The organism is Psychrobacillus sp. Z16_25 (genome assembly GCF_056856695.1).
Window position 1 is genome coordinate 1 of the sequence record NZ_JBXEOV010000015.1, and the last position, 26,621, is coordinate 26,621.

A 26,621-nucleotide genomic window follows, 5' to 3' on the forward strand; every position below is an offset into this window, starting at 1 on the left:
TGAGCCCGGTAAAATACCGAACTCATACCAGCCGATTAGCTGCATAAATTAAACTCTAACTTTAAGGGGTCACTACCCTAAAGACGAGCACCTTCAAATATACACATCTGATTTTTTCCATTATTTTTAGCATCGTAAAGTGCAATATCTGTATTATGGAACAGATGATGATAATTGATAACTGTATCCTTTGACCAGCTAGCCAATCCGATAGATACTGTGACACTTGGTTCTGAATATAATGGAATAACCTCAAGCAGCTCCTTGCATTTATTAATACCTTCTTCCAGTGTCATGTTTGGGAAATATAAAGCCAGTTCTTCCCCTCCCCATCTAGCTCCGATACCGATATTCTCGACTTTTCGTTGGATTAGTGTGGCAATTTGCTGTAAGATTATATCTCCCGTTTGATGTCCATGTGTATCATTGATCTGTTTAAAATTATCAATATCCATTAACACAAATACTCCGTTTTGGTCCTTTCCAATGGATTGCTCTACATACTTGTCCAAATATATTCGAGCATACAAATTGGTCAAATGATCTCGATCCACCATCTCCTGAAGCTTCATTCTTAATGCAGCGTTACTAATGGCAAGTGACGAGTGCTGTATAAGTGATTGCATTAATTTAAAGCTATCAAAAGAAAAAAAGTAAGGTTCACTGTGCATCACAATACTAAAGCCTACAATTGTATCTTGCTCACGCAAGGGGATAGCTATTAACGAACGATAGCGTTGAGCTATGCTTGTGATTCTATTAAAGTCAGCAATAAATAAAGAATCCTTCTGCTTTTTAAAATGATTCCCTACATGCTGTATATACCTTTGCCCATCCAATGTATAGAAATATTCCGACCCGCTAAAAATTTGATTTTCCTCGTTCTCTATAAAAACAAAACATACTTGTTCTGGGTGAAAGGATTTCATCAATTGGTTTGTTAGAAATTCAATCATTTCTTGTTTAGATAGGTTCATATTTAACTTTTGAGATGTTTCATTAATTAACTGTAAATCTGCTACTAGACGATGAGATTGAATATATAGCTTGGCATTCTCTAAAGCATTACCTGCTGTATTCGCGAGCATGGATATGAAGTCCTTCTGTCTAGTGGAAAACAGATAATCTAAAGGGGTAGCAACACGTAAGACCCCGTATATACCTTGTTTCCCTTTAATAGGGACATTCAAAAGACGGACGACTAAATCCTCTGCCAACTCTGAAGTGATTTCCCCAGACACGAAAGCTTCTACAGTAGCCGGTCTCTCGATTGTAAAATCAAAAAGTTTGTATGGAATAGAAGTTTTTCTGTCTTGATCATTTGATAAAATAAGCGTTGATTGGAAGTTTGGGAAGGCATCCTTCACCGCAGATAATGTCCCTTCCAAAATATCCCCTATTTCCAAAGTTGAATAGAAAGTCTTTGTTATATTAAACAAATTCCTATACTGATGCTCCTGCTGAGAAAGATAGATAGAGGTTCTGATTGTCTTCACTAACTTAGTTACTAATGAAATGAATTCATTCAAATATGGTGTTTCTGTAAACTGTATCCACTTATCTGTTACTTCTAATGTTAGCAAGCCTAGTACCTCTGCGTTTTCTCGCAATAAAACAGAAACGGTCGGTCTAGAGGATTGCCCCACATGAATAAAAGCAATTTCCGCATAGTCCTTTTCAAAGAAGAAGCCCTCAATTTCTTTCAAAAGTATGATGTTTCTCTTCTGAAAGAAGGAGCTGTTCCAATTAACCTGTACAAAGGTATTTGTGTCATTAATATAATAATTTGCTTCATGTATATCGAAGAACTCTGCGAGCAAAACCCTTAAATCCTGAAACCATTTAGCACTTGATTCATGGCTAAATGAATATTCATTCCAAATGTCAAACATTCGGCTTTTTAACAGTAACAAGTTAACATCGCTTTCCATGTGGACACCTCAGTTTTTAAAAGAAATGATGCTTTTATCCCTATTCCCTCGTTATATCTATTTGACTATAAAATTTACTTTTTGTCAAATATATGAAGTTATTAATTCATAGGGAATCATTTACTTCCAATCTTATAGAAAATTCCTCCGTTTATTTGAAATCTCCTTTTAAATTTATTGACTTTCCTATTACCGAGAGATACAATAGACTTTGTGTAAAATAAACGCAGCAGTTGTATGGACTAGTTTGTTCATTTTGTTCCTCTACTCACGTAGATGGTGTATCCCGTAACCCTTTGGCTGCAAGGGCGATGATGCATGAAAATGAAATGGCTTCTAGACTGAATACATCTGGTCTTATTTTACAACAAAATAAAACCAATAAAAAGGAGGAGTCATTCATGGCTCGCTATACAGGTCCATCTTGGAAAATTTCACGTCGTCTTGGTATCTCACTAAGCGGTACTGGTAAAGAATTAGAAAAACGCCCATACGCACCAGGACAACACGGTCCTAACCAACGTAAAAAATTGACTGAATATGGTCAACAATTACAAGAAAAACAAAAACTTCGTCATACTTATGGTGTAAACGAACGTCAATTCCGTAACTTATTTGATAAAGCTGGTAAAATGCAAGGTAAACACGGTGAAAACTTCATGATCCTTCTTGAAACTCGCCTTGACAACCTAGTTTACCGTTTAGGTCTTGCTCGTACTCGTCGTGGAGCTCGTCAATTAGTAAACCACGGTCACGTTTTAGTAGACGGAAAACGCGTAGATATCCCATCTTACAGCGTAAAACCAGGTCAAGAGATCTCTCTTCGTGAAAAATCTCAAAACCTTGCAGTAGTTGGAGAAGCTATTGAAGTGAACAACTTCGTTCCTGAATACCTTTCTTTCGACGCTGACAAAAAAGTTGGTACATTCGTACGCCTTCCAGAGCGCAGCGAATTATCTGCTGAAATTAACGAAGCTCTAATCGTTGAGTTCTACTCTCGTTAATTAAATTGCTCACTAGTGAGCATAATAAACCCCTAGAACCCTTAAAAGGAGTTCTAGGGGTTTTCTGTTTCCTACTATAGAAAGTTATATTCTTTCTTTCATAAAAGCAATGCATTTTTGTGCAATTTCCTCTTTATCGTTATCAAGAGTTGCCACATGATAGCTTTCTTTTAATTCGACTAAGGTCTTATCCTGAGAGGAGATAGATTCGTAAATAAGATCAGAATTTTGTGGAGGAACTACATGATCCTCTTGTGATTTAAAGATTAGTGCTGGTGCAGTGATATGACTAAGCCTATCCTTCACTTCATTGGTTAAAGTAATAATGTCAGCCATCGATTTAACAGGTGTCTTAGAATACGCTAACTCTTTTACTCCCTCTTGTTTAATATCAGAGCCGATTCCTTCTACAAATCTAGTATTTGATTTGGACAACAACTCATAATTGCTTATAAACTCTGGAAGATCAATAGCAGCATTTATTGGCATAATCCCTTTAATCTCTTGGTTATTTTCAGCTAAATATAAGGTTAGCGTACCACCCATAGATAAGCCACACACAAAAATACTTTGACAAGTTTCCTTTAACTTATCAACACCCTTTTGGACATCCTCTACCCAATTTTCATAGCTAGAAGCTTCCATATCCTCTGGATCTGTACCATGACCAGTTAGACGAGGACCAAATACCGTATAGCCCGCCTCTGCTATTCTCTCTCCTAAAAATCGCATACTTTGTGTAGAGCCCGTAAAACCATGAATGACTAAAACGCCAATTTCATTTCCCGGAAAATAAAAAGCCTCTGCTTCTTTCATTACTTCATATTTCATAAATCCTTTCCCCCTTTCATACAAATTCCTCTACATTTTACCATATATAGAAAATGGAGCATCTGAAAAATCTTTTTGAGACGCTCCATTCGCGACGAGGATGGTGGCATGACTATGCAACCTCCGCAGGAGCACAACAAATAGGTTTTCTGCAAAAGAAAAAGGGCGTACCATAAGCTTTCTACTTATGGCACACCCCAAGAAACTAGTTATTATCCATATTCTCAATTAAATCTAGCAATCTTTTTCTCTTTTCATCTTTTTCTTCTTTGAGAAGCTTAAAATTATATCCTGATTTTTCATCATTAATGCTGATTTCCAGTTGATCTCCTTCTTTCGCATCAATCGTGAATTTCTCTTTCAGAATGACAAGCTTATCTGACTTATCATTTTTACTAAATAAGATAACAAAAAAATCATCAAAATGGTCTAAAACGTATTTCTTCGGTTCCATTTAGAACCACACCTCGTTTCCGCTCTATTTATAAAACAAAATAACAAAAAGTTATTTGTATTTGATAGCTATTTTCTTTCTTATTCTTATTTTATACTATTAACCACTTACTTTTCATCTATTATGATTAGTGTTTATTTATTCTCTATTAAATAATAATTTTCCTTCTTAATTAGGAAACTTTTTAAAAAAACTTTAAAAAAATTATATAATTCATTAACTTTTTCCTAAAATTATCGAGAATTTCTAAATGAAATGAACAAAAAAGCTACTTCTTAATTATTTTAAGAAGTAGCAATAAGAATTATATAAATTTAATCATTTTATAATTTTTCTTTCCTCGACGTATAATCATAAATGTATCATCTAAAATATCTTTATTACTTATAATATATCCAATATCTGTAACTTTTTCTCCATTTAGAGAAATTGCACCGTTCGTTACATCTTCTCTTGCTTGACGTTTGGAAGGAGATACTTTAGCTTCTACAATAAAATCAACTATATTCTTCTCTTCTTTACTCATTTCAACTGACGGAACATCCTTAAAAGCGTCCTTCATTTCTGCAGCAGTTAAATCTTTTAAGTTGCCACTGAACAATGCTTGAGAGATTCTTTTTGCTTGCTGTAATGCTTCTTCACCATGAATTAACGTAGTCATTTCTTCAGCCAATGTGATTTGTGCCTTACGAAGATGAGGCTCCTCTTCCACCGTTTTTTCTAATGCTTCAATTTGTTCTCTTTCTAAGAAAGTAAAGATTTTCAAGTATTTCACTACATCCGCATCCGCAGTGTTAATCCAGAATTGGTAAAACTCGTATGGAGAGGTTTTCTCTGGATCTAACCAAACAGAGCCAGAAGCTGATTTTCCAAACTTTGTACCGTCTGCTTTTGTAACTAAAGGAATGGTAATACCAAATGCTTTCGCTTCTTCGTCCTTTGTTTTACGAATTATTTCTAGCCCTGTTGTAATGTTCCCCCATTGGTCAGACCCACCAACCTGAACTCGACAGCCATGATGCTCATAGAGATATTTAAAATCGATCCCTTGAATTAAGGTGTAAGCAAATTCCGTAAAGGAAAGACCTGAATCCAAACGAGATGCAATAGAATCTTTCGCAAGCATGTAATTGATATTAATTAGCTTTCCATAATCTCTTAAAAATTCAATTACAGACATTGGCCCTATCCAATCACGGTTGTTTACCATTTTCGCACCGTTATTAGCATCAAAGTCAAAAATCTGCTCCATTTGCTTTTTAATCCCTGCTACATTTTTATCTATTTGCTCAACTGTTTGCAGCTGACGCTCCTCTGATCTACCTGAAGGATCGCCTATCATACCAGTTGCTCCACCTACCAGCAAGATAGGCTGATGTCCATGTAACTGAAAACGTCTAAGTGTTAAGAGCGGAACGATATGACCAATATGCATGCTATCAGCAGTTGGATCCACTCCACAATATAGAGAAATTTTTTCTTTTGATAATAACTCCTCCATACCTTCTGCATCTGTTTGTTGATATAACAAACCTCTCCATTTTAAATCTTCCAGTAACGCGTTTGTCATTTTTATTCCTCCTTTAAATTATCGTTAGCAAAGCTTAAAACGAATGATCAGCGTACTCCTTCTAAATACAAAAAGTCCCTGCATAAAAAGTATGCAGGGACGCTTCAGTCGATTAGCGCGGTACCACCCAGCTTGAAGGGAATTCCCTTCCGCTTTGCTCACTTGTATCGTTGTGACGACGTTTAACTCCAAGCCTGTAATTCGTAATTATACACTGACTAGCTTGCACCAACCGCTAGCTCTCTATACAGTATGCATAACAACTACTTCGGACTCTTCACCATTAAAAGATATTCCTATTTTACCTAATCTGATACGGTTGTCAATAAGTATCGTCTTCTAATATATGTCTATGTTATAATATGGTGGATGTGGAGGTAGAGTGATAAATGAACAAATGGCTCGAAAAATTAAAAATATATAAAGACAAGTACGACGCTTGGCAAGCGACAAAATGGGCAAAAGGATTACGAGTCTCAGGAAGCGTAATCTGGAACTTAGGCCTAATTTTTCTAGTTGTAGGAGTGACCTTAGGAGTTTTTGGAGCGTCAGTTGCAGCTGGATATTTTGCCTCCCTCGTAAAAGATGAACCGCTTCGATCGAAGGAAGAAATGAGAAGTGCGGTTTTTAACTATGAAGAAACCTCCGAAATCTATTTTGCCGGAGATATATACTTGGGTAAACTTCGAACGGATTTGGAAAGAACAGAAACCAAGTTGTCTGAGGTTTCTCCTTATGTAATAGATGCAGTACTTGCAACGGAGGACGAATACTTTGAAGTGCATAACGGAATTGTTCCTAAAGCTATTTTCCGTGGTCTCCTCCAAGACGTAACAAATTCTGATACCCAAACTGGTGGTTCTACTTTAACCCAACAGCTAATTAAAAATCAGATTCTTACGAACGAGGTTTCCTACGAGCGTAAAGCAAAAGAAATTCTATTAGCAATGCGTCTTGAAAAGTTTATGGAGAAAGACGAAATATTAGAAGCCTACCTAAATATTATCCCATATGGTAGAAATGCGAATGGAAGAAATATTGCAGGTATAGAAACAGCAGCTCAAGGAATTTTTAATGTGAAGGCAAAGGACCTTACCCTTCCTCAAGCAGCTTATATTGCTGGTATTCCACAAGCTCCATTCAAATATACTCCATTTAAAAATGGTGGAGAGCTAAAGGAGAACGAATCCCTCCAAGCCGGCATTGACCGTATGAAAGTAGTACTTTTTAGAATGAAGGAAACTGGATATATTTCAGACGAAGATTATAATACAGCCTTAAAATATGATATTACAAAGGATTTTAGAGAGCCTGAGGTTCTTCCAGAGGAAAAATATCCTTGGCTTACAGTGGAAATTGAAAAGCGTGTTGTCGACATTTTAAGTAAAGAGCTGGCAAAACAAGATGGTGTTGATCCAGAACGCTTAGATAAGGAAGCTAGTACGAAAGAAAAATATACAATCATGGCTAAGCGTGCCGCAAGCACTGGTGGTTATCGAATCCATACAACAATTAATAAAGAAATGTATGAAACAATGCTCAAGGTACGAGATGAATTTGAACTGTATGGAGCCACTTATACGGATAGAGAGGTAAAGGATAGTGTAACAGGAGAATTAGTGAAGAAGGATTTCCCTGTACAGGTAGGGGGCATGATTATTGAGAACTCTACCGGCAAAATATTGTCGTTCCTTGGTGGAAGAGATTATAATCTAGGGCAGTATAATCATGCAACACAAGCAAAACGTTCGATGGGATCTACTATCAAACCGTTACTTGTATATGCCCCTGCATTAGAATATGGAGTAATTGGCGCTGGAAGTCCCGTAGTGGATGTGAAGTTTGAGTATAATGATCACGGAACCATCTGGAAACCAAACAACTACACGGTAAGTCAAGAACTGGGTATTATCTCTGCCCGTCAAGCACTGACTACATCTCAAAACCTTTCTACCATTCGTTTGTATGATCTCATTAAGGATCGTAAGCCGACTGATTTTATGACAAAAATGGGATTTGACCATATTGGTGAGAATGAATATGCAAACCTAGCACTTTCTATCGGTGGTATGAATAATGGAGCCACGTTAGAAGAAGTAACAAACGCCTATGGTACATTTGCTAACAATGGACAGTTTATAGAAGGTTATATGATTGAAAAGATTGAAGATGTAGATGGGAATCTCATATATGAGCATCAAGTAGAACCTGTAGATGTATTTAGTCCAGAGACTGCCTATATTACAACAGATATTCTAAGAGATGTTGTAAAAACAGGTACAGCGAAGCTTGCTGGCTCTAGACTAAAATTCCAATCAGATTTTGCGGCTAAGACTGGTACTACACAAAATCACAATGATTCTTGGCTTATTGGTTATAATCCAAACATTTCGATGGGTGTATGGCTTGGATATGACGATAATACGATTACATTAAACCGCTTGAACAACCGCTATGGCCATCCAAGTACTAGGATCAATACACTTTGGGCGGATATGATGAATGCAATGTATGAGGTAAATCCAGACATAGTCAACGGTCCTAATAAATTTACACAGCCCGAAGGAGTCGTATCCAAATCCTTCTGTGGTATCTCCGGTTTAGCTGTCTCTGATGCTTGTCAGCAAGCAGGATTAGTGAAAACTGATTTATTCAATAAAAACGTGATGCTACCTAAAGATTCAGATGATAGCTTAATTACTTCCTCTTATGTAGTGATGAATGGAAGTAGATACAGAGCCCTTGACTCAACCCCAGCTGAGTTTGTTGTTAGTGGTGGTCATGGAGTGAATCAAGAATTCATCAGCAGAATGCTAGGAAGATTAGGAGGAGATGCGAGTAAGCTTTTTCCTAATAATTCTTCATTTGCAAGCAGTGTAGTTTCTGAACAGGTTTTTGAAGCAGATACGGCCCCGCCTGCTCCAGTAACAGTATCGATGTCTGGTAGCACCATCTCATGGACAGACTCAGCTTCAAATGATGTAGTGGGCTATAGAATATATGAACAGATAAATGACAGCTGGTCTTTCATAGCTACACAACTAGAGGCACATGAGAATAGTTATACTTTAGGATGGCCAGGAACATTTATGGTAGTAGCAGTTGATATTACTGGTTTACAATCTGGCGCTTCTAACCAAGTAAACAACCTACAGTTTATCCCTACTCCATCTGAACCAACGGATGAAGAGGAACCCGAAGATGGTAATCCAGAAGATGAGATAACGATTCCAGAGCCGACTGACCCGACCGAACCACCTGATGAGGAAACCCCTCCTGAAGAGGATACAGAAGAATAATGGAAAGCAAAAACCTCGAGAGCCTTGCTCTCGAGGTTTTCTATTCCTCTACTACTTCAAATATTATTTCACCTTTTAGGTTATATCTTTTTTCTTCTCCGTCAATAACAAAGTCAGTTACAGCCTCAATCTTATAGATACCTGGTGGAAAATCATCTTCCGCCATGCGTTTAAATTCTTCTTCTGAATAGGGTTCCCCTGTATTCCCTTCATGATAGGTTCCACCTGAAAATGAGTAAGTATCTGTGATAGTTTCTCCACTACTCATTTGACGAATTATATATGGCTCATTCATAGCACTCCCAAAGTGGTAATCCTTGGATACATTTGTCGTGCTAAGCGCCACCCAGGAACCACCGTGACCTATTACAATATCATCTTCACCACTATATGTTAGTTCAGCAACAATATCTAATGGCTCTCCTTCTTTATACTGTGCTTTCTCGCTCTTAAGTCGAAAAGTAAACCCATCCATCTCGGACTCACTTAACGGCACCAATTCAATGGAAGCTAAATCAACCTTTCCATTCACATTTTCCTGATTTGTCCCACAACCAGCTAATAAACCCACTACTAAAAGCACCCCTAAAAAGAACCTCATTCCTTCTCCCCCTTTTATAGAGTAGACATTCTTTTTAAGGAAATGGTTACATTCATTTAGTAATTTCCATTACAATTTCTTCTGATATTCTAGAGCATGTGGAAGGTTTAAGGGAACTAATTGTTCGGAAATCCATATAAAAAAAGAGCACATGAATGACATTCTTTCATGTACTCGCTAATATTCGTATTTTCTCTCTATTAATCTTCCATTGTAGAAAGATCGCCCGTTGGTAATTGAAGCTCCCATGCTTTTAACACGCGACGCATAATCTTACCACTTCTTGTTTTTGGAAGCTTATCCTTAAATTCAATCTCTCTTGGAGCGGCATGAGCTGCTAGACCCTTTTTGACAAACTGTTGGATTTCCTCAATCAACTCTTCCGAAGGCTCATATCCTTCGTTTAACGCTACAAAAGCTTTAATAATTTCTCCTCGAACAGGATCTGGCTTCCCTATTACCCCTGCTTCTAATATTGCTGGGTGCTCGATTAGCTTACTCTCGACCTCAAAGGGACCTACTCGCTCTCCAGATGTCATTATCACATCATCTACTCGTCCTTGGAACCAGAAGTATCCGTCATCATCCATGTACGCAGAGTCTCCAGAGAAATACCACTCATCATTAATAAAATAAGAATCATACTTCTCCTTGTTCTTCCATACTTGACGCATCATAGATGGCCAGCCTTTCTTAATCGCTAGGTTCCCCATGGTGAATGGTGGAACTTCATTGCCGTTATTATCGATAATTGCGGCTTGGATCCCTGGTAATGGTTTCCCCATGGAGCCAGGTTTTATTGGAAGACAACCAAAATTACAGATCATTTGCCCGCCAGTCTCTGTCATCCACCAAGTATCATGGATGCGCTTGTTGAAGACCTGCACACCCCATTTAATAACCTCCGGATTCAAAGGTTCCCCTACTGATAATACATGGCGCAAGGAGGATAGGTCATACTTTTTCACAATCCCATCGCCCGCTCCCATCAGCATTCGAAAGGCAGTAGGTGCGCTATACCAAACAGTTATCTTATAATCCTCGATTGCTTTATACCAAGCATCCGGAGAGAAACGACCACCTAAGATAAGCGAGGTAGTGCCTGTTAGCCACGGACCAAATATTCCATAAGAAGTTCCAGTTACCCAGCCAGGATCCGCTGTGCACCAATATATATCGTCATCTCGAATATCCATGACCCACTTCATTGTTTGATAATGAAGAACCATTGCATAATGTACATGAAGAATTCCTTTTGGTTTTCCGGTAGACCCAGAAGTATAATGTAAAATAAGTCCGTCTTCTTTATCTACCCACACCATTTCAAATTCCTCTGATGCTTCTCCTAATGCTTTATTAAAATCCACAAATTTGTCTGTTTCTTCGATTCCCTCACCAACCAGATACACTGTTTCTAGCGCAGGTAATTTATCTAGTGGAATCCTGCTTAATAGTTCAGGAGTAGTAACGATCGCCTTTGCTTCACTATCCATTAAACGGTCATATACTGCCCCTTCCATAAACGCCTCAAATAACGGACCTACTATTAATCCGTTTTTTAGAGCACCAAGCAACGCAAAGTAAAGTTCTGGTGACCTTGGCATAAAGATAAACAAGCGATCCCCTTTGGTTAAAGTAGAACTGTTTTTGAAAACGTTTGCAGCTTTGTTTGACCAGGCTTTCATCTCGTAAAAAGTGTAAGACTCTTTTCGATCTGCGTCTTGATAATAAAGAGCAATCTTGTCTTTCTTATCAGACTCTGCATGTCTGTCAATAGCTTCATAAGCTATATTGACTTTTCCAGTTTCATACCATGAAAAAGCCTTTTCTGCGTCCTGCCAATCAAAGCTCTTAACAGCAGCATTATAGTCTTTTAATTGATACTCCGCCTCTTTTACTGGTAACATTTCGATTTTCATCCCTATTCACCCTTTCTATAACTTTACTCTTTTATTCTACAATACTTCCTTGAATTTATGCCAATGTTTTAACTTTTTTGAATGTTCCGTTACATAAATGGAAGAAATCGCTTTCTCTCTCCTATTTCATGTATAATAACAACAAAGAACTTATATTAGGTGGTGAATGTGTGGAACATAAAAAAACGTATTATGCTGTTGAAAAGGAAACAAAGAATGGTCTTGTAATCATTGAGGGTCCCGTTTCTTCTGAGCAGCTGGCAGCTTTAGAATTTCATCAAGATTTAGTTGCCTTTCGTGTTCCTGAACAACAGCATAAAGCTCTTGTGGAAATAGCAAAATTACCTGAGGGTAGAATTATCATTGTAAGAAAAGAGCATATGATTGTAGGTTATTGTACATTTCTGCATCCTGATCCATTAGAAAGATGGTCTCAGGGTAATATGGATAACCTAATTGAACTTGGTGCTATTGAAGTGATTCCATCTTTTCGAGGAACAGGAGTTGGAAAACAGCTATTACGTGTCTCCATGATGGATGATGCAATGGAAGATTACATTACCATTACAACAGAATATTATTGGCATTGGGATCTAAAAGGCACTGGACTAAACGTCTGGGAGTATCGAAAAATGATGGAAAAAATGATGCAAGCTGGTGGCTTAGAATATTTTGCCACAGATGATCCAGAAATTAGCTCTCACCCGGCAAATTGCCTAATGGCTAAAATCGGGAAGAGAGTCGATAATAAATCGATTGAGAAGTTCGATCAGCTGCGCTTTATGAATCGCTTTATGTATTGAGTGGCTAAACTTTCACAGTAAAGGAGTTCCTAAAATGCTAGTAGAAGAGATAATGAATAAGTCTGTTCCTACCCTATATCCAAATAACACCATAGAGGAGGCTCTCCAGCTTTTAAAGGAAAAAAGAATCCGACATATTCCGGTTATTAATAAGCAAAGAGAGGTCATAGGAGTAGTCACCGATCGTGATTTGAAGGAAGCGACTCCTTCCTCTTTAGGCAACGAGGATAGAGGAATTTTAAATAGCCCGATTGAACGAATCATGACTAAAAATCCGATAACTGGTCACCCTTTAGATTTTGTAGAAGAGACCGCTTGCATTTTTTACGATAATAGAATCGGATGCTTACCAATCATTAGCCAAGGAAAACTAGTAGGCATGATAACTGAATCGGATTTACTCTACAAATTTATAGAGCTTACAGGTGTTCATCAACCCGGCTCTCAGTTAGAAATTCGAGTTCCAGATAGAACTGGTGTCTTGTATGAGATATCCAAAGTGTTTTATGAGCAAAAAGTAAATGTATTAAGTGTATTGGTATACCCCGATAAAGAAAATGAAAACCATAAAATACTGGTTGTCCGAATTAAAACAATGAATCCACTTAAGCTCGTAGCAGATCTAAAAACAGAGGGCTATGAAGTTTTATGGCCTAGCCCTCTCGGAACAAATCTATGAAGAAAAATGCTGTCTTTGTCTATTCGGAAAACCAATTAGGCTATAAGTTTTCAGACTCACATCCGTTTAACCAAAAAAGGCTAAAGTTAACGGTTGACTTACTACAAGAAAGTCAGGCACTTTCTTTATCGGATATTGTTGCTCCAAGGATTGCTACTGATGAAGAGCTCAGTTTAATTCATGATCCTCACTATATTGATATCGTCAAAAAGGCAAGTAACGAAACTGGAGATACTTCTATATATGAAAGCTACGGTATCGGGACAGAAGACACACCTGTTTTTCCGGGTATGCATGAAGCAAGCGCGACCCTCGTAGGAGGTACACTGACTGCTGTCGATTATGTGATGGAGGGAAAAGCCATTCATGCCTTAAATCTAGGTGGAGGATTACATCACGGGTTTAAAGGAAGAGCTTCTGGATTCTGTGTCTATAATGACAGTTCCGTTGCAATAAAATATATGCAAGAAAAGTATAATGCTCGTGTGCTTTACATAGACACAGATGCTCACCATGGTGATGGTGTTCAATGGAGTTTTTATGAGGACCCGAACGTCTGCACTATTTCTATTCATGAAACAGGTAGATATTTGTTCCCAGGAACCGGTAATATTACAGAAAGGGGCTCCGGTCAGGGCTATGGAACTTCATATAACTTTCCAATTGATGCATTCACGGAGGACGAATCATTCCTCGATATTTACGAGACTGCATTCAGAGAAATTATTGAATCGTTTAAACCGGATGTAATACTTAGTCAGAATGGTGCAGATGCCCACTACTTCGATCCCTTAACTCATCTGTATGGTACCATGAATATCTATAGAGAGATTCCCAAGCTGGCCCATCAATTAGCTCACCAATATTGTGAAGGTCGATGGATTGCTGTTGGCGGAGGCGGCTATGACATTTGGAGAGTAGTACCGAGAGCTTGGTCAATGCTCTGGATGGAAATGAATGATTTTCCTATTCTAAATGGTGCTCTCCCTCAGACATGGATAGAGAAATGGCAGAAAGAATCGCCAGTGCCCTTTATCCCAACTTGGATGGATCCGGAACCATTATATGAAGCTATTCCTAGAAAAGCAGAAATAACAGAAAAAAACAAACAAATGCTAGACAAAGCATTATATTTACTGCGAAACCAATAACCTGAGGTGGAGGTATCTTAGGAAATCTATATAGAAGGCATTAGTAACTCTTAGAATTTCCAAAAGTTTAGTAGTCTACTATTCGCGCTACCGCCCATGCCGCTTGAGCCTGCAAAAAGAGCGCAGTCTCATTCGTCATGCTCTGGCGGTTGGCAAGGCGCGAATAGAATGAATTATTGCTACCTAACCATTACTCTGAACTACTTAGACCGAAGGAAGAGCCAAGGATATTACCCCCCTCCATTCTTGAGGTGCCCTTTTCTTTTCCGCTTTTATTTATCCATTTTAATCTAGAATAAAAAGTGTACTATTGGTACGGAGAGGATGGTAGGCAAGCAGCAGAAAAGATGCTACAAAATAACCCTTTCTGATGGGTTATATGTTTTTGGGGAATCATTTATCCAATTTAATAATAGAAGCTGAACAAAACTAATCCTTTCTTGATATGTTCTATTCTTATAAGAATTTATTGATCATAGCTTACCATTAGTAGTATCTCTATTGGTTCGGAGCAGCGGCGACGACTCCTGTGGGAGCAGGGTGGTAGGCAAGACAGCACAGCCACGCGCGTTAGCGATGGGTGCTGGCTTGCCTTGTGGAGGGAAAACTAAGGACGTCACATCGTGTGACAACGTTTTCCTGACCAACATCCTGTTGGCCTCCGGGAAAGCGTCCGACGCAGCGGAGAACCCAAGGTTCCATTATAGAAAGTTATCTCTTTTACCGATTAACCTTTATTTGTTCCAAACACTCCCCAACACATAAGAAAGCACTTATGATTCTTATCATCATAAGTGCTTCTCATTCTCTGGGGATATAATCCAAGCATTTATTTTACTGAATCCCTTTCTTCAATCCGATATGGTAGAAAGACCGTCTGCTCATCAATTTTTTCTTTATTCATGAACTTCGTCAACAGTCTCATGGATACTGCTCCGATATCGTAAAGAGGAAGGACAACGCTTGTAAGCTGCGGACGAACCATTCGAGCAAGCTTTGAGTTTTCAAAACTGATAACATCTACATCCTCTGGCACCATTTTCCCTGCATCTTGAGCCCCATGAATCAACCCGATAGCTATCTCATCGCTTCCTGCAAAAAAGGCTGTTGGTGGATTTTCAAGCTGTTGCAGTTGTTCCCAGGCCGCTAATCCATCATCATATGTATTATCTACCCAGACAATCAAATCATCATCAATTTCTAGCTTTGCCTTTTTCATTGCATCCTTATATCCAGCAAGCTTATAGTCGCGATTAATAATAGAGGACATTGCTCCAGAAATAAAAGCTATCCGGTTGTGACCATTCCTAATAATACGACTCACTGCTTCCTCAGCAGCTTCTTGGTAATGTATATTCACAGATGGAAATGTATTTGTTTTTTCCACAGTGCCTGCTAAAACTATCGGCACATTTGCTCTTTCCATTTCTTTTTGCATCTCTGGGGATAAATCATCACTCATCAAGACAATCCCGTCCACTTGTTTACTTAATAATGTGGAGAGCAGCTGTACTTCTTTGTCTTCTTGTTGATCCGAGTTGGTAAGAATTATATTATAACGATACATGGTAGCTATATCTTCAATACCTCGAACAAGTTCTGCATAGAACACATTGGATATATCAGGAATAATTACTCCTACGGTTTTCGTCTTTTTACTTGCAAGTCCTCTCGCTACTGCATTTGGACGATAATCGAGACGTTCAATAACAGCTAGGACCTTTTGACGTGTGGCAGGCTTAACATTTTGATTTCCATTTACTACACGTGAAACAGTAGCCATGGAAACGTTCGCCTCTCTCGCCACATCATATATAGTGATAGTCATTGCTCACCCTCCTCTTCTTTTATTCTTATAATAACCATAATACTTGATAATCCTTCAGACTTTCAAATTAAATTAACAAGAGGGTGCCCAAAAAGTGATAACTTTCTGAACACCCTACCGAATTATTCTATTTATACGAGAGAAATCATTTTAGGCAAGTATCTTCAGTTACCTATGAACGAATATCATGAGACTTCATAAACTTCTGTAATGAATCATAAAACTCATCAAATTGTTTTAGGTTCATTTGTTGAGCAGCATCAGAAAGTGCAACCGCTGGATCTGGATGTACTTCAGCCATTACTCCGTCTGCCCCTATCGCAATTGCTGCTTTTGCTGCTGGAAGTAAGATATCTCTTCGTCCAGTTGAATGTGTTACATCCACAAACACCGGTAAATGTGTCTCTTGCTTTAGAATTGGCACTGCTGAAATGTCTAGCGTATTTCTTGTTGCTTTTTCATATGTTCTAATACCGCGTTCACACAAAATAATTTGGTCATTTCCTTGAGAAATAATATATTCTGCTGCATGAATAAATTCATCAATAGTAGCCGCTATACCTCGTTTAAGGAGAACAGGTTTATTAATTGATCCTACTGCCTTTAACAGCTCGAAATTTTGCATATTTCGTGCTCCAACCTGTACGACATCGATATAGTCAAGAGCTTCCTCTAGATGACTTGGTGTCACAATTTCCGATACAACTGCTAAGCCATATTCTTGAGAAATTTGTTTTAATATTTTCAAGCCCTCTAATCCTAGACCTTGGAAATCATAAGGGGATGTACGAGGCTTGTATGCTCCCCCACGGATTAATTTTAAGCCTTTTGATTGGATTGCAGCTGCCACCTCTGCCACTTGTGTATACGATTCTACTGCACAAGGTCCGAATACAAAAGAAGGAGTACCTGTTCCTATTTGCTCTCCATTAATCGTAACAATTGTGTCCTCCGATTTCCTTTTACGAGAAACTAAAAGGGCTTTCTTTTGATCGTCTACTTGAAGCTCAAGCGCTGTTTTAAAAATTTCTTTAAATATATGTTCTACGGTTGATTGCGGAAGGGTCCCGTTGTTATTTTCCTTTAAATGATCGAGCATGTGTCGTTCACGTAAGGGATCGTAACGATTAACACCCTGCTTCTCTTTTACTTTTCCTATTTCACGGACAACCTCGGCTCTCTCATTGATTAGACGAAGGATTTCCACATTTATATCATCCACACGGCTACGAAGGGCTTCTAAATCAACTTGTTTCATTCTTCTATTTCCCCTTTCAAAGTTTCAATCACTCTTTCTATCGACTGAAAATTATGATACATTCTTAGATATAAACATTATTATAATCAATATAACTGAGAATGTCACGTCTTATTTTAGCGATTTAACTCGTTAAAGTGCGTGAATGAAAAGGAAGTGAAATGGTTGTCATCTACTCTATTTGCTTTAGATATTGGGACAAGATCCGTGGTTGGAATAATCCTGGAAGAAAAAGAAGAAGGCTTTCATGTGAAAGACATTTTGGTGGAAGAGCATAAGGAAAGGGCCATGCTTGATGGTCAGATACATAATGTACTTAAAGTAGCAGAAGTTATCCAATCTATTAAAGAAAAATTAGAAGAAAAATATGGAAAGCTTGAAAAGGTTAGTGTGGCTGCTGCTGGTAGAGCACTTAAGACAGAGCAGGCTTCTGTGACGATAAATATAAAAAATAGACCGATTTTTTCTGAGGAGGATGTTAGTCGTTTAGAATTATCAGCTGTCCAAAAAGCCCAGTCACAGCTTGTTCAAGCTGAAGAAGGACCGTTAACTAGTCATTATTACTGTGTCGGCTATAGCGTCCTTTATTATAAGCTTGACGGAGAGGAGATTGGTAGCTTAGTAGATCAACAGGGTAATGAAGCATCTATTGAAGTGATTGCTACCTTCTTACCTAGGGTTGTAGTCGAATCGCTCTTATCTGCATTAAAGAGAGCTAATCTAGAAATGGAGGCGCTAACCTTAGAGCCAATTGCGGCAATAAATGTCCTAATACCTCCAAGCATGAGAAGGCTGAATGTGGCTTTAGTAGATATCGGTGCCGGAACCTCCGATATCGCAATTACGGATTTAGGAACCGTTGTAGCCTATGGAATGGTTCCATATGCAGGAGACGAAATAACAGAGGCACTAAGTGACCATTATCTTTTAGACTTTCCACTCTCCGAGAAAGCAAAAAGACAAATCAACGACAACGAGCTAATAGAATTTGAAGATATCTTGGGCTTCAAACAGCAAATACCAAAGGAGGAAGTAATCGACTCCATTTTACCATCCATTCACGAGTTAGCTACATACATATCGTTAGAAATACTAAGATTGAACAACAAAAAATCTCCTAAGGCTGTCATGCTTGTTGGAGGAGGTAGCTTGACACCAAGAATCACTTCTATCCTAGCAGAAAAGCTTCAGCTTCCAGCTAACCGTGTTGCCGTGAGAGGAATAGATGCCATTCCTTTGCTTACGAAGGAATATCATATCCCTACTTCACCTGAGTTAGTGACTCCAATTGGAATTGCAATTGCAACAAAAAAAGCACCAATCCAGTATATGACGGTAGAAGTAAATAACCAGTTAGTTCGACTTTTTGAACTGAAAGAGATGACGGTTGGAGATGCATTACTCGCAGCAAACATTCCTTCAAGAAAGCTTTACGGAAAACCTGGCCCTGCTTTATCAGTAACCATCAATGGACAAACAATACATGTTCCTGGTGAGCATGGACATCCAGCTGTTTTAAAAGTAAATGGAGCTAGCTCTACAACCAAAACACAGATCAATCATCATGATCAAATTGAAGTAATAGAAGGAGAAGATGGAAAACCAGCTACAGCGACTATACGTGATTTATTAGATGAGGCTTCTGTCAGGACTATTACATTCCAAGGCGTCCTATATACATTAGAGCCAGTCATAACTATCAACGGCAATCCCGCTGGTTTATCCTCTGTTCTGCACGAGAGAGATAAAGTACAAGTAGAACCAATTCAGACGATTGAGCAGTTCTTAAAGACAAGGCATCCAAAATATTTAGAGAAGCTTGCCCCTTATTCAATCAAAATAAACGATCAGAATTATGCTGTACCGAGGCTCTCCTCTACTCTTTCTATAAATAACTCGCCAGCTAGATTATCCTCTCCGATACAGCAGGATGATGTCATTCACATAGAGGGAAATAGGAGTCCATCACTTCATGAAATAGCTGAATGTCTGGATAAGAAGCTAACAGATAAAATAACCGTTTTCTTTCAAGGAGACCTTGTGGAACTAACAAGAGAATGTGCGACAGTTAGCTTCCAGAATAAAAAACTAGCATCCGCTGACCTCGTACCAAATGGCTCTAGTATAATTTGGGAGGAAAAAGAGAACACACCATGGATTTTTCAGGATGTATTTCGCTATATTGAATGGACCTTACCTAAAAATGTTGGTTCTTTCGAAATCTTAAGGAATGGAAACCCATCAGGATTTAACGAAGAAATTGTAAATGGAGATAAATTGGACATTATTTTCCGTTAAGCATTAAAAAACTGTAGCCAAGTATTTATCACCTGGCTACAGTTTTTTGATGTTATTTTTTGTTGTTTTCCTCGGAGATAGCTTCTTTAATTGCTTCCGCTACTGCAGTAGCATTTTCCTCTTGTGCTGTTAATTCTTCCGAAGTATTTGTAATGGTTTCCATAAAATCTAATGGCTCCTCACCTTCTGAGGAAGCAGTTCCATCGTCCTGCGGAGAAGACGGTGAGCCTTTTAAGGATTTTACCTTATCCACAAGTTGGCCCGATTGCTCTTGAATCTGCTTAGAAAGCTGTGTTGTTTTTTCTTTAGCAGTAGAGGATAAATCAATTGTTTTCTCCTTCAATTGGCCTGCTTGGCTGCTTAGAGTATCTCGTAGCTCTGGTCCAGTTTTTGGTGCCAATAGAAGAGCTGTTGCAGCTCCAATAACTCCACCAATTAGGACGCCAAGGATAAAATCCTTTCCATTTACCTCTTTCTCCTCATAGATGCTACTTCTTTGATTGTAAGATGGCATCGGAGGATAGCTGTTCGCTTGTCGATCATAGGAAGCTTGGTTCGAAAAATATTCATGATTAAAATTTGCATCTTTATAATTCGGTTTGCTATTTTCAAAGTTACTCATGTACATTCCTCCATTTTTTTATCGTTTTTTTTCTTCTTCAAATGTATAATAACCAGCTTGCTCTAGTGCTTTTCTTTCTTTCCATTTATCACGGATACCAAAGAAAATACTGCTCCACTGGACAACCTGTGCTATTTTATCCTCATTCTTCTCTACTTCCTTCGATACTGTATCCGTAAAGCGTTGAATAGAGTGATTAAAAGTGTTAACAGAAGTCCCAACATTTTTAACAGCATCTACTACTGTATTTAGTTTCTCCGATTTATGTTGGATGTCATCAGCCAACTCATTGGTCTTATGAAGTAAATCAGCAGTTTCCTTTGTAACATTTTGTAAGTGTGACTCCAAACCATTCAACGTTTCTGCTACATTGTTTAATGTCTTTTTCACGGATGATAAGGTAACAGCTAAACTAATACAAAGTATTAGAAAAGCAATTGCAGCAACTATAGCAGCTATGTATAATAAATTCTCCATCCGAACACTCTCCTTTAACTAAATAGTATGTTGTAATTTTACCCTAAAAGAAATGATTTAAACTTCCTACTTAATACTATACTACGTTTCTTTGGATAATCCTTTAAAAATAATAAAACTTCGTAGAACCTTCAAATATAACAGTCAAATACTTCAAATTGTTGTCATACTGGTCGTTTTCCTATGCTCATCTCTCCGGCTAAAGCCACAATAAAAAAGGATGCCTAGAAAGCAAAAACTTTTTAGACATCCTTTTTGTTCAATTTGTTAATAGGTTTTCAAAGGCTCTCTGATACTTTTGTACATCGCCTGCTCCCATAAAGATAAATAATGCATCCTCATATGCCAGCAGTTGTTCCACAGTATCCTCATGAAGGATATGACTTCCTTCGATTAACTCTGCAAGGGTTTCTATTGTTAGGTTTCCAGCATCTTCTCTTGCTGAACCAAAAATATCACACAGATACACCTCATCAGCAAGCATCAAGCTTTCTTTAAACTCATGCAAAAACTTCTGTGTACGAGTAAAAGTATGAGGCTGAAATATAGCAACAATTTTTCTAGACGGATATTTTTGACGAGCTGATTGAATAGTTGCTCTTATTTCAGTTGGATGATGAGCATAATCATCGACAATGATTCGATTGCCTATGGTCGTTTCCGTAAATCTTCTCTTAACCCCTTCAAAGGTCTCAAGGCCCTTTTGTATAACTTCCGCTGGCACTCCTTCATATTGGCACAAAGAAATAACTGCAAGCGAGTTAAGGACTAAATGATCTCCAAACATCGGGATGGAAAAACGATGATAAAATTCGTTTCTTACAAATACATCAAAGGAAGTACCCTTTTCTGTAATCTCTATATTCCGTGCCGCAAAATCATTATGCTCTCCAAAACCATAATACACAACAGGAACTGCTGCTGTGATACGTTGAAGATATAAGTCATCTCCACAAGCAATTATGCCCTTCTTGACTTGCATGGCCATTGATTGGAATGCGCTAAATACATCCTCAATATCAGAGAAATAATCCGGGTGATCGAAGTCAATATTCGTCATAATCGCATAATCAGGATGGTAGGACAAAAAGTGTCGGCGATACTCACATGCTTCAAATACAAAGTTAGAAGCATCTTCCACACCTTTTCCTGTTCCGTCACCGATTAAATACGAGGTAGGATTATATCCACTTAATACGTGGGATAATAACCCCGTTGTAGAGGTCTTTCCATGTGCCCCTGTAACTGCGATTGACGTAAAGTTGCTCATGTAATTTCCTAGGAATTCATGATATCGAATAACCTCTAGTCCCAACTCTCTTGCTCTTGTTAATTCGGGATGAGAGTCTTGGAATGCGTTACCAGCAATTACCGTCATTCCTTCTTCAATATTCGCCTCGTCAAATAATAGGATTTTTATATTTCGGTCATGTAATGGTTTTTCAGTAAAGAAATACTTATCGATATCAGAACCTTGCACATAATGACCTTCATCATGAAGGATTTGTGCTAGAGGGCTCATTCCGGATCCTTTGATCCCTGTAAAATGATACTTTGTCATACGTAAACCTCCTGGGATCAGTCCCACTTATATACATTAAATAGCGTCTCGTCCTCATTAGACGTATTTCCCATTATATCACTATTTAATCCAATACCTTAATAATTACATTTAACTAAATATTTCATCAAGCTTTTCACTGGATAGTATTACCTCTCGAGCCTTACTACCCCGTTGCTCAGAAATATAACCACATTCCTCCATGGCAGTTATTAACCTTGCTGCCCGATTATAGCCAAGATGAAATTTACGCTGTAATAAAGAGGTAGAAGCAGAACCTTGGTCTACTACAAATCGACAGGCCTCTTCAAATAAATCATCTTGCTCGGCCACTTCCGCCTTTTGTAGCAATTCTTCCTGCTCAAATAGATATTCAGGTTCTCCCTGTGTTCTTGCGTGCTCAATGATACGTTCAATTTCTTCATCAGACACATACGTGCCTTGAACTCGGATAGGACTCGACATCCCGTTCCCTTGGTATAGCATATCTCCTTTTCCTAATAGGCGCTCTGCTCCCTGTTGATCTAAAATAGTTCTTGAATCTATTTGTGACGAAACAGAAAAAGCAACCCTTGTAGGAACGTTCGCCTTTATTAATCCTGTAATAACATCTACAGAAGGACGTTGTGTTGCCAGTACTAAATGTATACCACAAGCTCGAGCCTTTTGTGCAATACGGCAAATAGCATCCTCCACGTCCGTAGGCGCCATCATCATTAAATCAGCAAGCTCATCAATGACAATAACAAGATACGGAAGCTTCTGTGCAAACTGTCTCTTCTCCGTTGCTAGCGTGTTATATCTACTTATATCGCGAACTCCCACATGAGCAAACAATTGATAGCGTCTTTCCATCTCATCTACTGCCCATTTTAAAGCTGCTGTGGCTGCTTTGACATCTGTTATAACAGGGCTCACTAAATGTGGAATATGATTATATGGAGCGAGTTCTACCATTTTCGGATCAATTAACATCAGCTTTAATTCATCAGGAGTCGCCTTATACAACAAGCTGATTAATAAGGAATTAATAAAGACAGACTTCCCAGAGCCTGTTGCCCCTGCAATCAAACCATGAGGCATCTTTCGTAAATCCAATGTTAACGGCTTTCCTGTAAGGTCAAGACCAAGAGCTGCCTCTAACGGAGAGTCGGATTGTTTAAATGTCTCTGTATTTAACACTTCGGAGATTCTAACAGCCCTTGAACGACGGTTTGGGATTTCAATTCCTATTGAACTCTTTCCTGGAATTGGAGCTTGAATTCGAATATCTTTAGCCGCAAGTGCTAACTTCAAATCATCCGAAAGGTTACGGATTTTACTTACCTTCGTTCCGTGTCCTACAGTAAGCTCAAATTGAGTAACAGCAGGTCCTTGGACTACCCGGATAATTTCTCCAGTTACTTGGAAATAAGAAAGGGCTTCAATTAATGTTTTAGCCTGCTCCTCCATCCACTCCTTGTCTTCATCCTTTTCCTCTGGAGGAAGCAAATAACTAAAGGAAGGTGTTTGATAAGCAGTAGTTAGTGGCTCATATTCGACCTCTTTCACCCCTGGCACAACTGTTAAGGAAGTTTTACTGGGAGTGTTTCGAATGCCTGTGGAAACAGGTTCTATATTTTTTATTCTATTCTCTAACTTATTCAACTTTTCTTTATCTGACTTCAACATCAGGACATTAAATGGTCGAATGTTTTCTTTCTTTTTAGGTTCTTCTTGTTTCAACTCGACCGGGACTTCCTCACATGTAAGCTCTTCTACCTGAGTAATAGCTACCTCTTGAATGCCTGGATCCTTTTGTACATGCTGTTCTGTAACTATTTCTACCGGTTCAGCAACTATCTCTTCTGCCTTTTCCTCTTCTTCCTGTAGTTCAACAGGTACAAAAGCTGCTTTTACATCAACCTCAGCAGTACTAAGCTCTATAGAGCTTCTAGCTGCGATTGGCTTTTCTATTGTTTCCGTCTCTTCTTGAAGGGATGGAATATCAATCGGATTAGTAACTGGCTTCTCTTCTACTAACTGCTTATTCAGTTCTTCTATCTGAGAAGGTCTCTTAAAACCGTAGATAGGAGAAGGAACATCGGTAGGTGTAAAAGGTCTCCTCTTTGTAACTTGTCTTATCTCTGGCTCTTTGCTAAATTGGGGCTGTTGATAAATCGGCTTTGGCTTTGGCTGTATAGGAACCACTGTCTCCCGTTTTCGAGGTGGCGCAGGGAAAATGGTTTCTCTTTCATAAAAAGGGTCTTTCTCTCGCTCTTTCTCTACAACTGGGATTTCCCTCTTGTATTCAGTAGTCCTGCCATGTAAAATTTCTTGTTTTTCATGATCGGAGATTAAAGGAAACCGAAATGGTGTTTTCGATTGTCGAACTTGTTTCTCCACTACTTCCTCTTCTAGCTCTACTTCTTCTATATTTTCTGCATCTGTTGTTTTAAAAAGTTTCTTTAACCAATTCAATTCTTCATCACTCTTTCTTTTCGATACCTTTTATTTTACCAATAATTAAGGTATCCGTCCTTATTATATTAAATAATAGGTCAAAAAAAGTATGAGTATACGGGAGTTACTAAGAAGTTAGTTGTATAACATTTACTCCACATCATATTTTTATAATATGTAAACGCTTATTAATACATCATGACCTTAGTTTTGGAGTTAATTATCTAAGAACGTTTTCCCTGTTATGTATGTCAAATATTCATCCACAAAGCTATATCGTTTTAAATTTACCATGCAACCCACGAAAAAATTGGTTGTCGTAGAACGCTCTCAAATGTTTGGCTAGCTTTATTTGCTTGCCATGCTTTTTTCGAGAGTTATCAAACGACAACCAATTGTTTATAACTTATCGCTTTGCTAATCAGTTACCTTCAAATGGGCTTCCAACCACTGCAGCATTATCTAAAATTAGTATCCCCTTAACTTCAGGTGCATTTGGAAGAGCAAGCTCTCTTGCAGAGCAAAGCATACCATGAGAAGGAACGCCACGAAGCTCTGCATCCTTTATCTGCATTCCAGAAGGCATTACAGCCCCCACCTTAGCTACTACAACTTTTTGTCCCGCATCAACATTCGGTGCACCACATACAATTTGTAGCTTCTCGTCACCTACGTCTACTTGGCAAACTTTTAGCTTGTCTGCATTTGGATGCTGGTCAATGGATTCAACAAAGCCTACTACAAATTTTGGTGATAGATCAACATCCAGTTGATAATTCGCTTCATTTGCGTCCAATGCTTGTTGGACAATACTTACGAATTCCTCTGTAAGTGTAACCGGGCCAGCTGACTCTATTTTATGGTAGCTGCCAAACTGAAAAATGTTTATTGCAACTACTTCCTCATTTTCTGCATTTTTGACAAAAGTAACATTTCCTTTTGTTTCCGTTAGAACGTTTTCCACCTTATCAGTGTTTAATTGAATTAATAGTACGTCTCCTACGCCTGCAGCATTGTAAAAAATATTCATTTGTCTTCTTGCTCCTTTGTCACTCGATTCTTTGCCATAATGAAGATAGGCTCCAGCTCTCCGTTTTCATAGATGAAGGAAAGAGAGGTGATAGGTACAGTCCCAACAGTAAAAAAGTGCATCGTCATCTGAGCTAGCACATCATAGCCTACTTCGTTTCGTATATCTCCAATTATCATAACATCTTGGTGAGGTACGGATACAGTCATATCTCCAGAAATTTGGCTTTTCATTTCCTTCAATAGAGATTCATTTAAAATCCTACTTGCATCATAACCATCATTGTTATTAAAGAAATAAAAGATATTACCATTTACTTCATCTTTTTTATATTTGTTTGGTAAGTTTCTTACTTGGAAAAGCGCACGTTCACGAACCTCTGTCTCTCGTATACCTCGCTCTGCAATCATCTTTTCATCCAACAAGCGATAGGTGTTTCCTAAATCTATTGCATAATAAATTCTCGTCTCAGCCGTATGATCCTTCATGACGAATTTATTGCCATCCTTCGATTCTTTTGGGAAGGAGGTAGAACGGATAACAGGATAAATCGCTCCGGACAAATCGATAGCTGTTTCTTTTTCCATCGCTTCGAACGTCTGATGGATAGTGTAAACAACCTCTTCAATTATTTTCTCTTTTTTTGTTTCATATTTAGCTAGGATAGGCGGGACGGAAATCTCAATTCCTCTCTCCAGACCCTTATGGGTTAAACGAAGCTTATTCGTTTCTCTATTGTAGTCGTAACTATACGTATCCTCGGATAGTCTCTTCTTAAATTCTCTTATCAATTCAAGAGCCTTCATCATACCACCCTTTCCATCATGGTAAAGTATAAAACGGCTCACATACGTGAACCGTCC

General features: G+C 38.4%; 20 protein-coding genes and 1 other annotated feature. Of the genes, 6 read left to right on the forward strand and 14 right to left on the reverse strand.

Going from position 1 to position 26,621, the window contains the following annotated elements:
• Positions 1-77: 77 nt before the first annotated feature.
• Complete coding sequence (locus AC1VU3_RS13795) at positions 78-1,931, reverse strand: sensor domain-containing diguanylate cyclase (protein WP_482983791.1); 1,854 nt, start codon at positions 1,929-1,931, stop codon at positions 78-80.
• Between the two features lie 401 nt (positions 1,932-2,332).
• Here AC1VU3_RS13795 and rpsD point away from each other — a divergent pair, with 401 nt between their 5' ends.
• Positions 2,333-2,935 carry a 30S ribosomal protein S4 gene (rpsD, locus tag AC1VU3_RS13800; protein ID WP_480387330.1) on the forward strand — a complete coding sequence of 201 codons (603 nt, stop codon included), beginning with the start codon at positions 2,333-2,335 and terminating at the stop codon, positions 2,933-2,935.
• An 84-nt stretch (positions 2,936-3,019) separates the two neighbouring features.
• Here rpsD and AC1VU3_RS13805 read toward each other — a convergent pair whose 3' ends face one another.
• From AC1VU3_RS13805 to tyrS, 3 genes are all read right to left on the reverse strand, one after another.
• Complete coding sequence (locus AC1VU3_RS13805) at positions 3,020-3,766, reverse strand: alpha/beta hydrolase (protein WP_482983792.1); 747 nt, start codon at positions 3,764-3,766, stop codon at positions 3,020-3,022.
• A gap of 205 nt (positions 3,767-3,971) precedes the next feature.
• On the reverse strand, positions 3,972-4,220 hold the full coding sequence (locus AC1VU3_RS13810) for a DUF3006 family protein (RefSeq protein ID WP_482983793.1): 249 nt from the start codon (positions 4,218-4,220) through the stop codon (positions 3,972-3,974).
• Positions 4,221-4,524: 304 nt separating this feature from the next.
• Positions 4,525-5,790, reverse strand: a complete 1,266-nt coding sequence (gene tyrS, locus AC1VU3_RS13815; protein ID WP_480390098.1) for a tyrosine--tRNA ligase — start codon at positions 5,788-5,790, stop codon at positions 4,525-4,527.
• 92 nt (positions 5,791-5,882) lie between these two features.
• Positions 5,883-6,080, reverse strand: a binding site (T-box leader).
• Positions 6,081-6,179: 99 nt separating this feature from the next.
• Here tyrS and AC1VU3_RS13820 point away from each other — a divergent pair.
• Positions 6,180-9,089, forward strand: coding sequence for a transglycosylase domain-containing protein (locus tag AC1VU3_RS13820; protein WP_482983794.1), 2,910 nt, complete (start codon positions 6,180-6,182; stop codon positions 9,087-9,089).
• Between the two features lie 40 nt (positions 9,090-9,129).
• Here AC1VU3_RS13820 and AC1VU3_RS13825 read toward each other — a convergent pair whose 3' ends face one another.
• Together AC1VU3_RS13825 and acsA are read right to left on the reverse strand one after the other, a co-directional pair.
• Positions 9,130-9,690: a hypothetical protein gene (locus AC1VU3_RS13825; protein WP_482983795.1), complete on the reverse strand. Its 561-nt coding sequence runs from the start codon at positions 9,688-9,690 to the stop codon at positions 9,130-9,132.
• A 200-nt stretch (positions 9,691-9,890) separates the two neighbouring features.
• The gene (gene acsA, locus AC1VU3_RS13830; protein ID WP_482983796.1) at positions 9,891-11,609 is read right to left on the reverse strand and encodes an acetate--CoA ligase; all 1,719 of its coding nucleotides are present in this window, start codon (positions 11,607-11,609) and stop codon (positions 9,891-9,893) included.
• 170 nt (positions 11,610-11,779) lie between these two features.
• Between acsA and AC1VU3_RS13835 the strand changes: the two genes are divergently transcribed.
• From AC1VU3_RS13835 to AC1VU3_RS13845, 3 genes are read left to right on the forward strand one after another with little or no spacing between them, the layout of a single operon-like run.
• On the forward strand, positions 11,780-12,412 hold the full coding sequence (locus AC1VU3_RS13835) for a GNAT family N-acetyltransferase (RefSeq protein ID WP_482983797.1): 633 nt from the start codon (positions 11,780-11,782) through the stop codon (positions 12,410-12,412).
• A 34-nt stretch (positions 12,413-12,446) separates the two neighbouring features.
• Positions 12,447-13,091 carry an acetoin utilization AcuB family protein gene (locus AC1VU3_RS13840; protein WP_482983798.1) on the forward strand — a complete coding sequence of 215 codons (645 nt, stop codon included), beginning with the start codon at positions 12,447-12,449 and terminating at the stop codon, positions 13,089-13,091.
• Positions 13,088-14,242, forward strand: coding sequence for an acetoin utilization protein AcuC (locus AC1VU3_RS13845; protein WP_482983799.1), 1,155 nt, complete (start codon positions 13,088-13,090; stop codon positions 14,240-14,242). The genes AC1VU3_RS13840 and AC1VU3_RS13845 overlap by 4 nt, the downstream gene beginning before the upstream one ends.
• An 829-nt stretch (positions 14,243-15,071) precedes the next feature.
• On the opposite strand, the gene ccpA is transcribed toward AC1VU3_RS13845, so the two are convergent.
• Both ccpA and AC1VU3_RS13855 read right to left on the reverse strand, forming a co-directional pair.
• Positions 15,072-16,070, reverse strand: a complete 999-nt coding sequence (gene ccpA, locus AC1VU3_RS13850) for a catabolite control protein A (RefSeq protein WP_480390105.1) — start codon at positions 16,068-16,070, stop codon at positions 15,072-15,074.
• Positions 16,071-16,242: 172 nt separating this feature from the next.
• Positions 16,243-17,328 (reverse strand): bifunctional 3-deoxy-7-phosphoheptulonate synthase/chorismate mutase, encoded by a 1,086-nt coding sequence (locus AC1VU3_RS13855; protein WP_480390106.1) that lies wholly within the window; start codon positions 17,326-17,328, stop codon positions 16,243-16,245.
• Positions 17,329-17,493: 165 nt separating this feature from the next.
• On the opposite strand from AC1VU3_RS13855, the gene AC1VU3_RS13860 reads away from it, so the two are divergent.
• Positions 17,494-19,626 (forward strand): cell division protein FtsA, encoded by a 2,133-nt coding sequence (locus tag AC1VU3_RS13860; RefSeq protein ID WP_482983800.1) that lies wholly within the window; start codon positions 17,494-17,496, stop codon positions 19,624-19,626.
• Between the two features lie 52 nt (positions 19,627-19,678).
• Here the strand turns inward: AC1VU3_RS13860 and AC1VU3_RS13865 are convergent, their stop codons facing one another.
• The 6 genes from AC1VU3_RS13865 to AC1VU3_RS13890 all read right to left on the reverse strand — a co-directional run bounded on the left by AC1VU3_RS13865 (position 19,679) and on the right by AC1VU3_RS13890 (position 26,564).
• Positions 19,679-20,248: a YtxH domain-containing protein gene (locus AC1VU3_RS13865; RefSeq protein WP_480390108.1), complete on the reverse strand. Its 570-nt coding sequence runs from the start codon at positions 20,246-20,248 to the stop codon at positions 19,679-19,681.
• Positions 20,249-20,266: 18 nt separating this feature from the next.
• Entirely contained in the window at positions 20,267-20,725 is a 459-nt protein-coding gene (locus AC1VU3_RS13870; RefSeq protein WP_480390109.1) for a DUF948 domain-containing protein, read from the reverse strand.
• Positions 20,726-20,984: 259 nt separating this feature from the next.
• Positions 20,985-22,286 (reverse strand): UDP-N-acetylmuramate--L-alanine ligase, encoded by a 1,302-nt coding sequence (gene murC / locus AC1VU3_RS13875; protein WP_480390110.1) that lies wholly within the window; start codon positions 22,284-22,286, stop codon positions 20,985-20,987.
• A 111-nt stretch (positions 22,287-22,397) separates the two neighbouring features.
• Positions 22,398-24,746, reverse strand: coding sequence for a DNA translocase FtsK (locus AC1VU3_RS13880; protein WP_482983801.1), 2,349 nt, complete (start codon positions 24,744-24,746; stop codon positions 22,398-22,400).
• Positions 24,747-25,149: 403 nt separating this feature from the next.
• Positions 25,150-25,758, reverse strand: a complete 609-nt coding sequence (gene ytpR / locus AC1VU3_RS13885; protein WP_482983802.1) for a YtpR family tRNA-binding protein — start codon at positions 25,756-25,758, stop codon at positions 25,150-25,152.
• A complete protein-coding gene (locus tag AC1VU3_RS13890; RefSeq protein ID WP_480390156.1) occupies positions 25,755-26,564 on the reverse strand; it encodes a DUF1444 family protein in 810 nt (269 codons plus the stop codon). Before AC1VU3_RS13890 ends, ytpR begins: the two co-directional genes overlap by 4 nt.
• Positions 26,565-26,621: the final 57 nt, after the last annotated feature.

Coding starts and splice junctions, on each gene's coding strand:
- rpsD (WP_480387330.1), top strand. CDS start 2,333: ATGGCTCGCTATACAGGTCCATCTTGGAAAATTTCACGTCGTCTTGGT.
- AC1VU3_RS13845 (WP_482983799.1), top strand. CDS start 13,088: ATGAAGAAAAATGCTGTCTTTGTCTATTCGGAAAACCAATTAGGCTAT.
- AC1VU3_RS13810 (WP_482983793.1), bottom strand. CDS start 4,220: ATGGAACCGAAGAAATACGTTTTAGACCATTTTGATGATTTTTTTGTT.
- AC1VU3_RS13825 (WP_482983795.1), bottom strand. CDS start 9,690: ATGAGGTTCTTTTTAGGGGTGCTTTTAGTAGTGGGTTTATTAGCTGGT.
- AC1VU3_RS13820 (WP_482983794.1), top strand. CDS start 6,180: ATGAACAAATGGCTCGAAAAATTAAAAATATATAAAGACAAGTACGAC.
- acsA (WP_482983796.1), bottom strand. CDS start 11,609: ATGAAAATCGAAATGTTACCAGTAAAAGAGGCGGAGTATCAATTAAAA.
- ccpA (WP_480390105.1), bottom strand. CDS start 16,070: ATGACTATCACTATATATGATGTGGCGAGAGAGGCGAACGTTTCCATG.
- AC1VU3_RS13855 (WP_480390106.1), bottom strand. CDS start 17,328: ATGAAACAAGTTGATTTAGAAGCCCTTCGTAGCCGTGTGGATGATATA.
- AC1VU3_RS13805 (WP_482983792.1), bottom strand. CDS start 3,766: ATGAAATATGAAGTAATGAAAGAAGCAGAGGCTTTTTATTTTCCGGGA.
- AC1VU3_RS13795 (WP_482983791.1), bottom strand. CDS start 1,931: ATGGAAAGCGATGTTAACTTGTTACTGTTAAAAAGCCGAATGTTTGAC.
- tyrS (WP_480390098.1), bottom strand. CDS start 5,790: ATGACAAACGCGTTACTGGAAGATTTAAAATGGAGAGGTTTGTTATAT.
- murC (WP_480390110.1), bottom strand. CDS start 22,286: ATGACAAAGTATCATTTTACAGGGATCAAAGGATCCGGAATGAGCCCT.
- AC1VU3_RS13865 (WP_480390108.1), bottom strand. CDS start 20,248: ATGAGTAACTTTGAAAATAGCAAACCGAATTATAAAGATGCAAATTTT.
- ytpR (WP_482983802.1), bottom strand. CDS start 25,758: ATGAATATTTTTTACAATGCTGCAGGCGTAGGAGACGTACTATTAATT.
- AC1VU3_RS13890 (WP_480390156.1), bottom strand. CDS start 26,564: ATGAAGGCTCTTGAATTGATAAGAGAATTTAAGAAGAGACTATCCGAG.
- AC1VU3_RS13840 (WP_482983798.1), top strand. CDS start 12,447: ATGCTAGTAGAAGAGATAATGAATAAGTCTGTTCCTACCCTATATCCA.
- AC1VU3_RS13870 (WP_480390109.1), bottom strand. CDS start 20,725: ATGGAGAATTTATTATACATAGCTGCTATAGTTGCTGCAATTGCTTTT.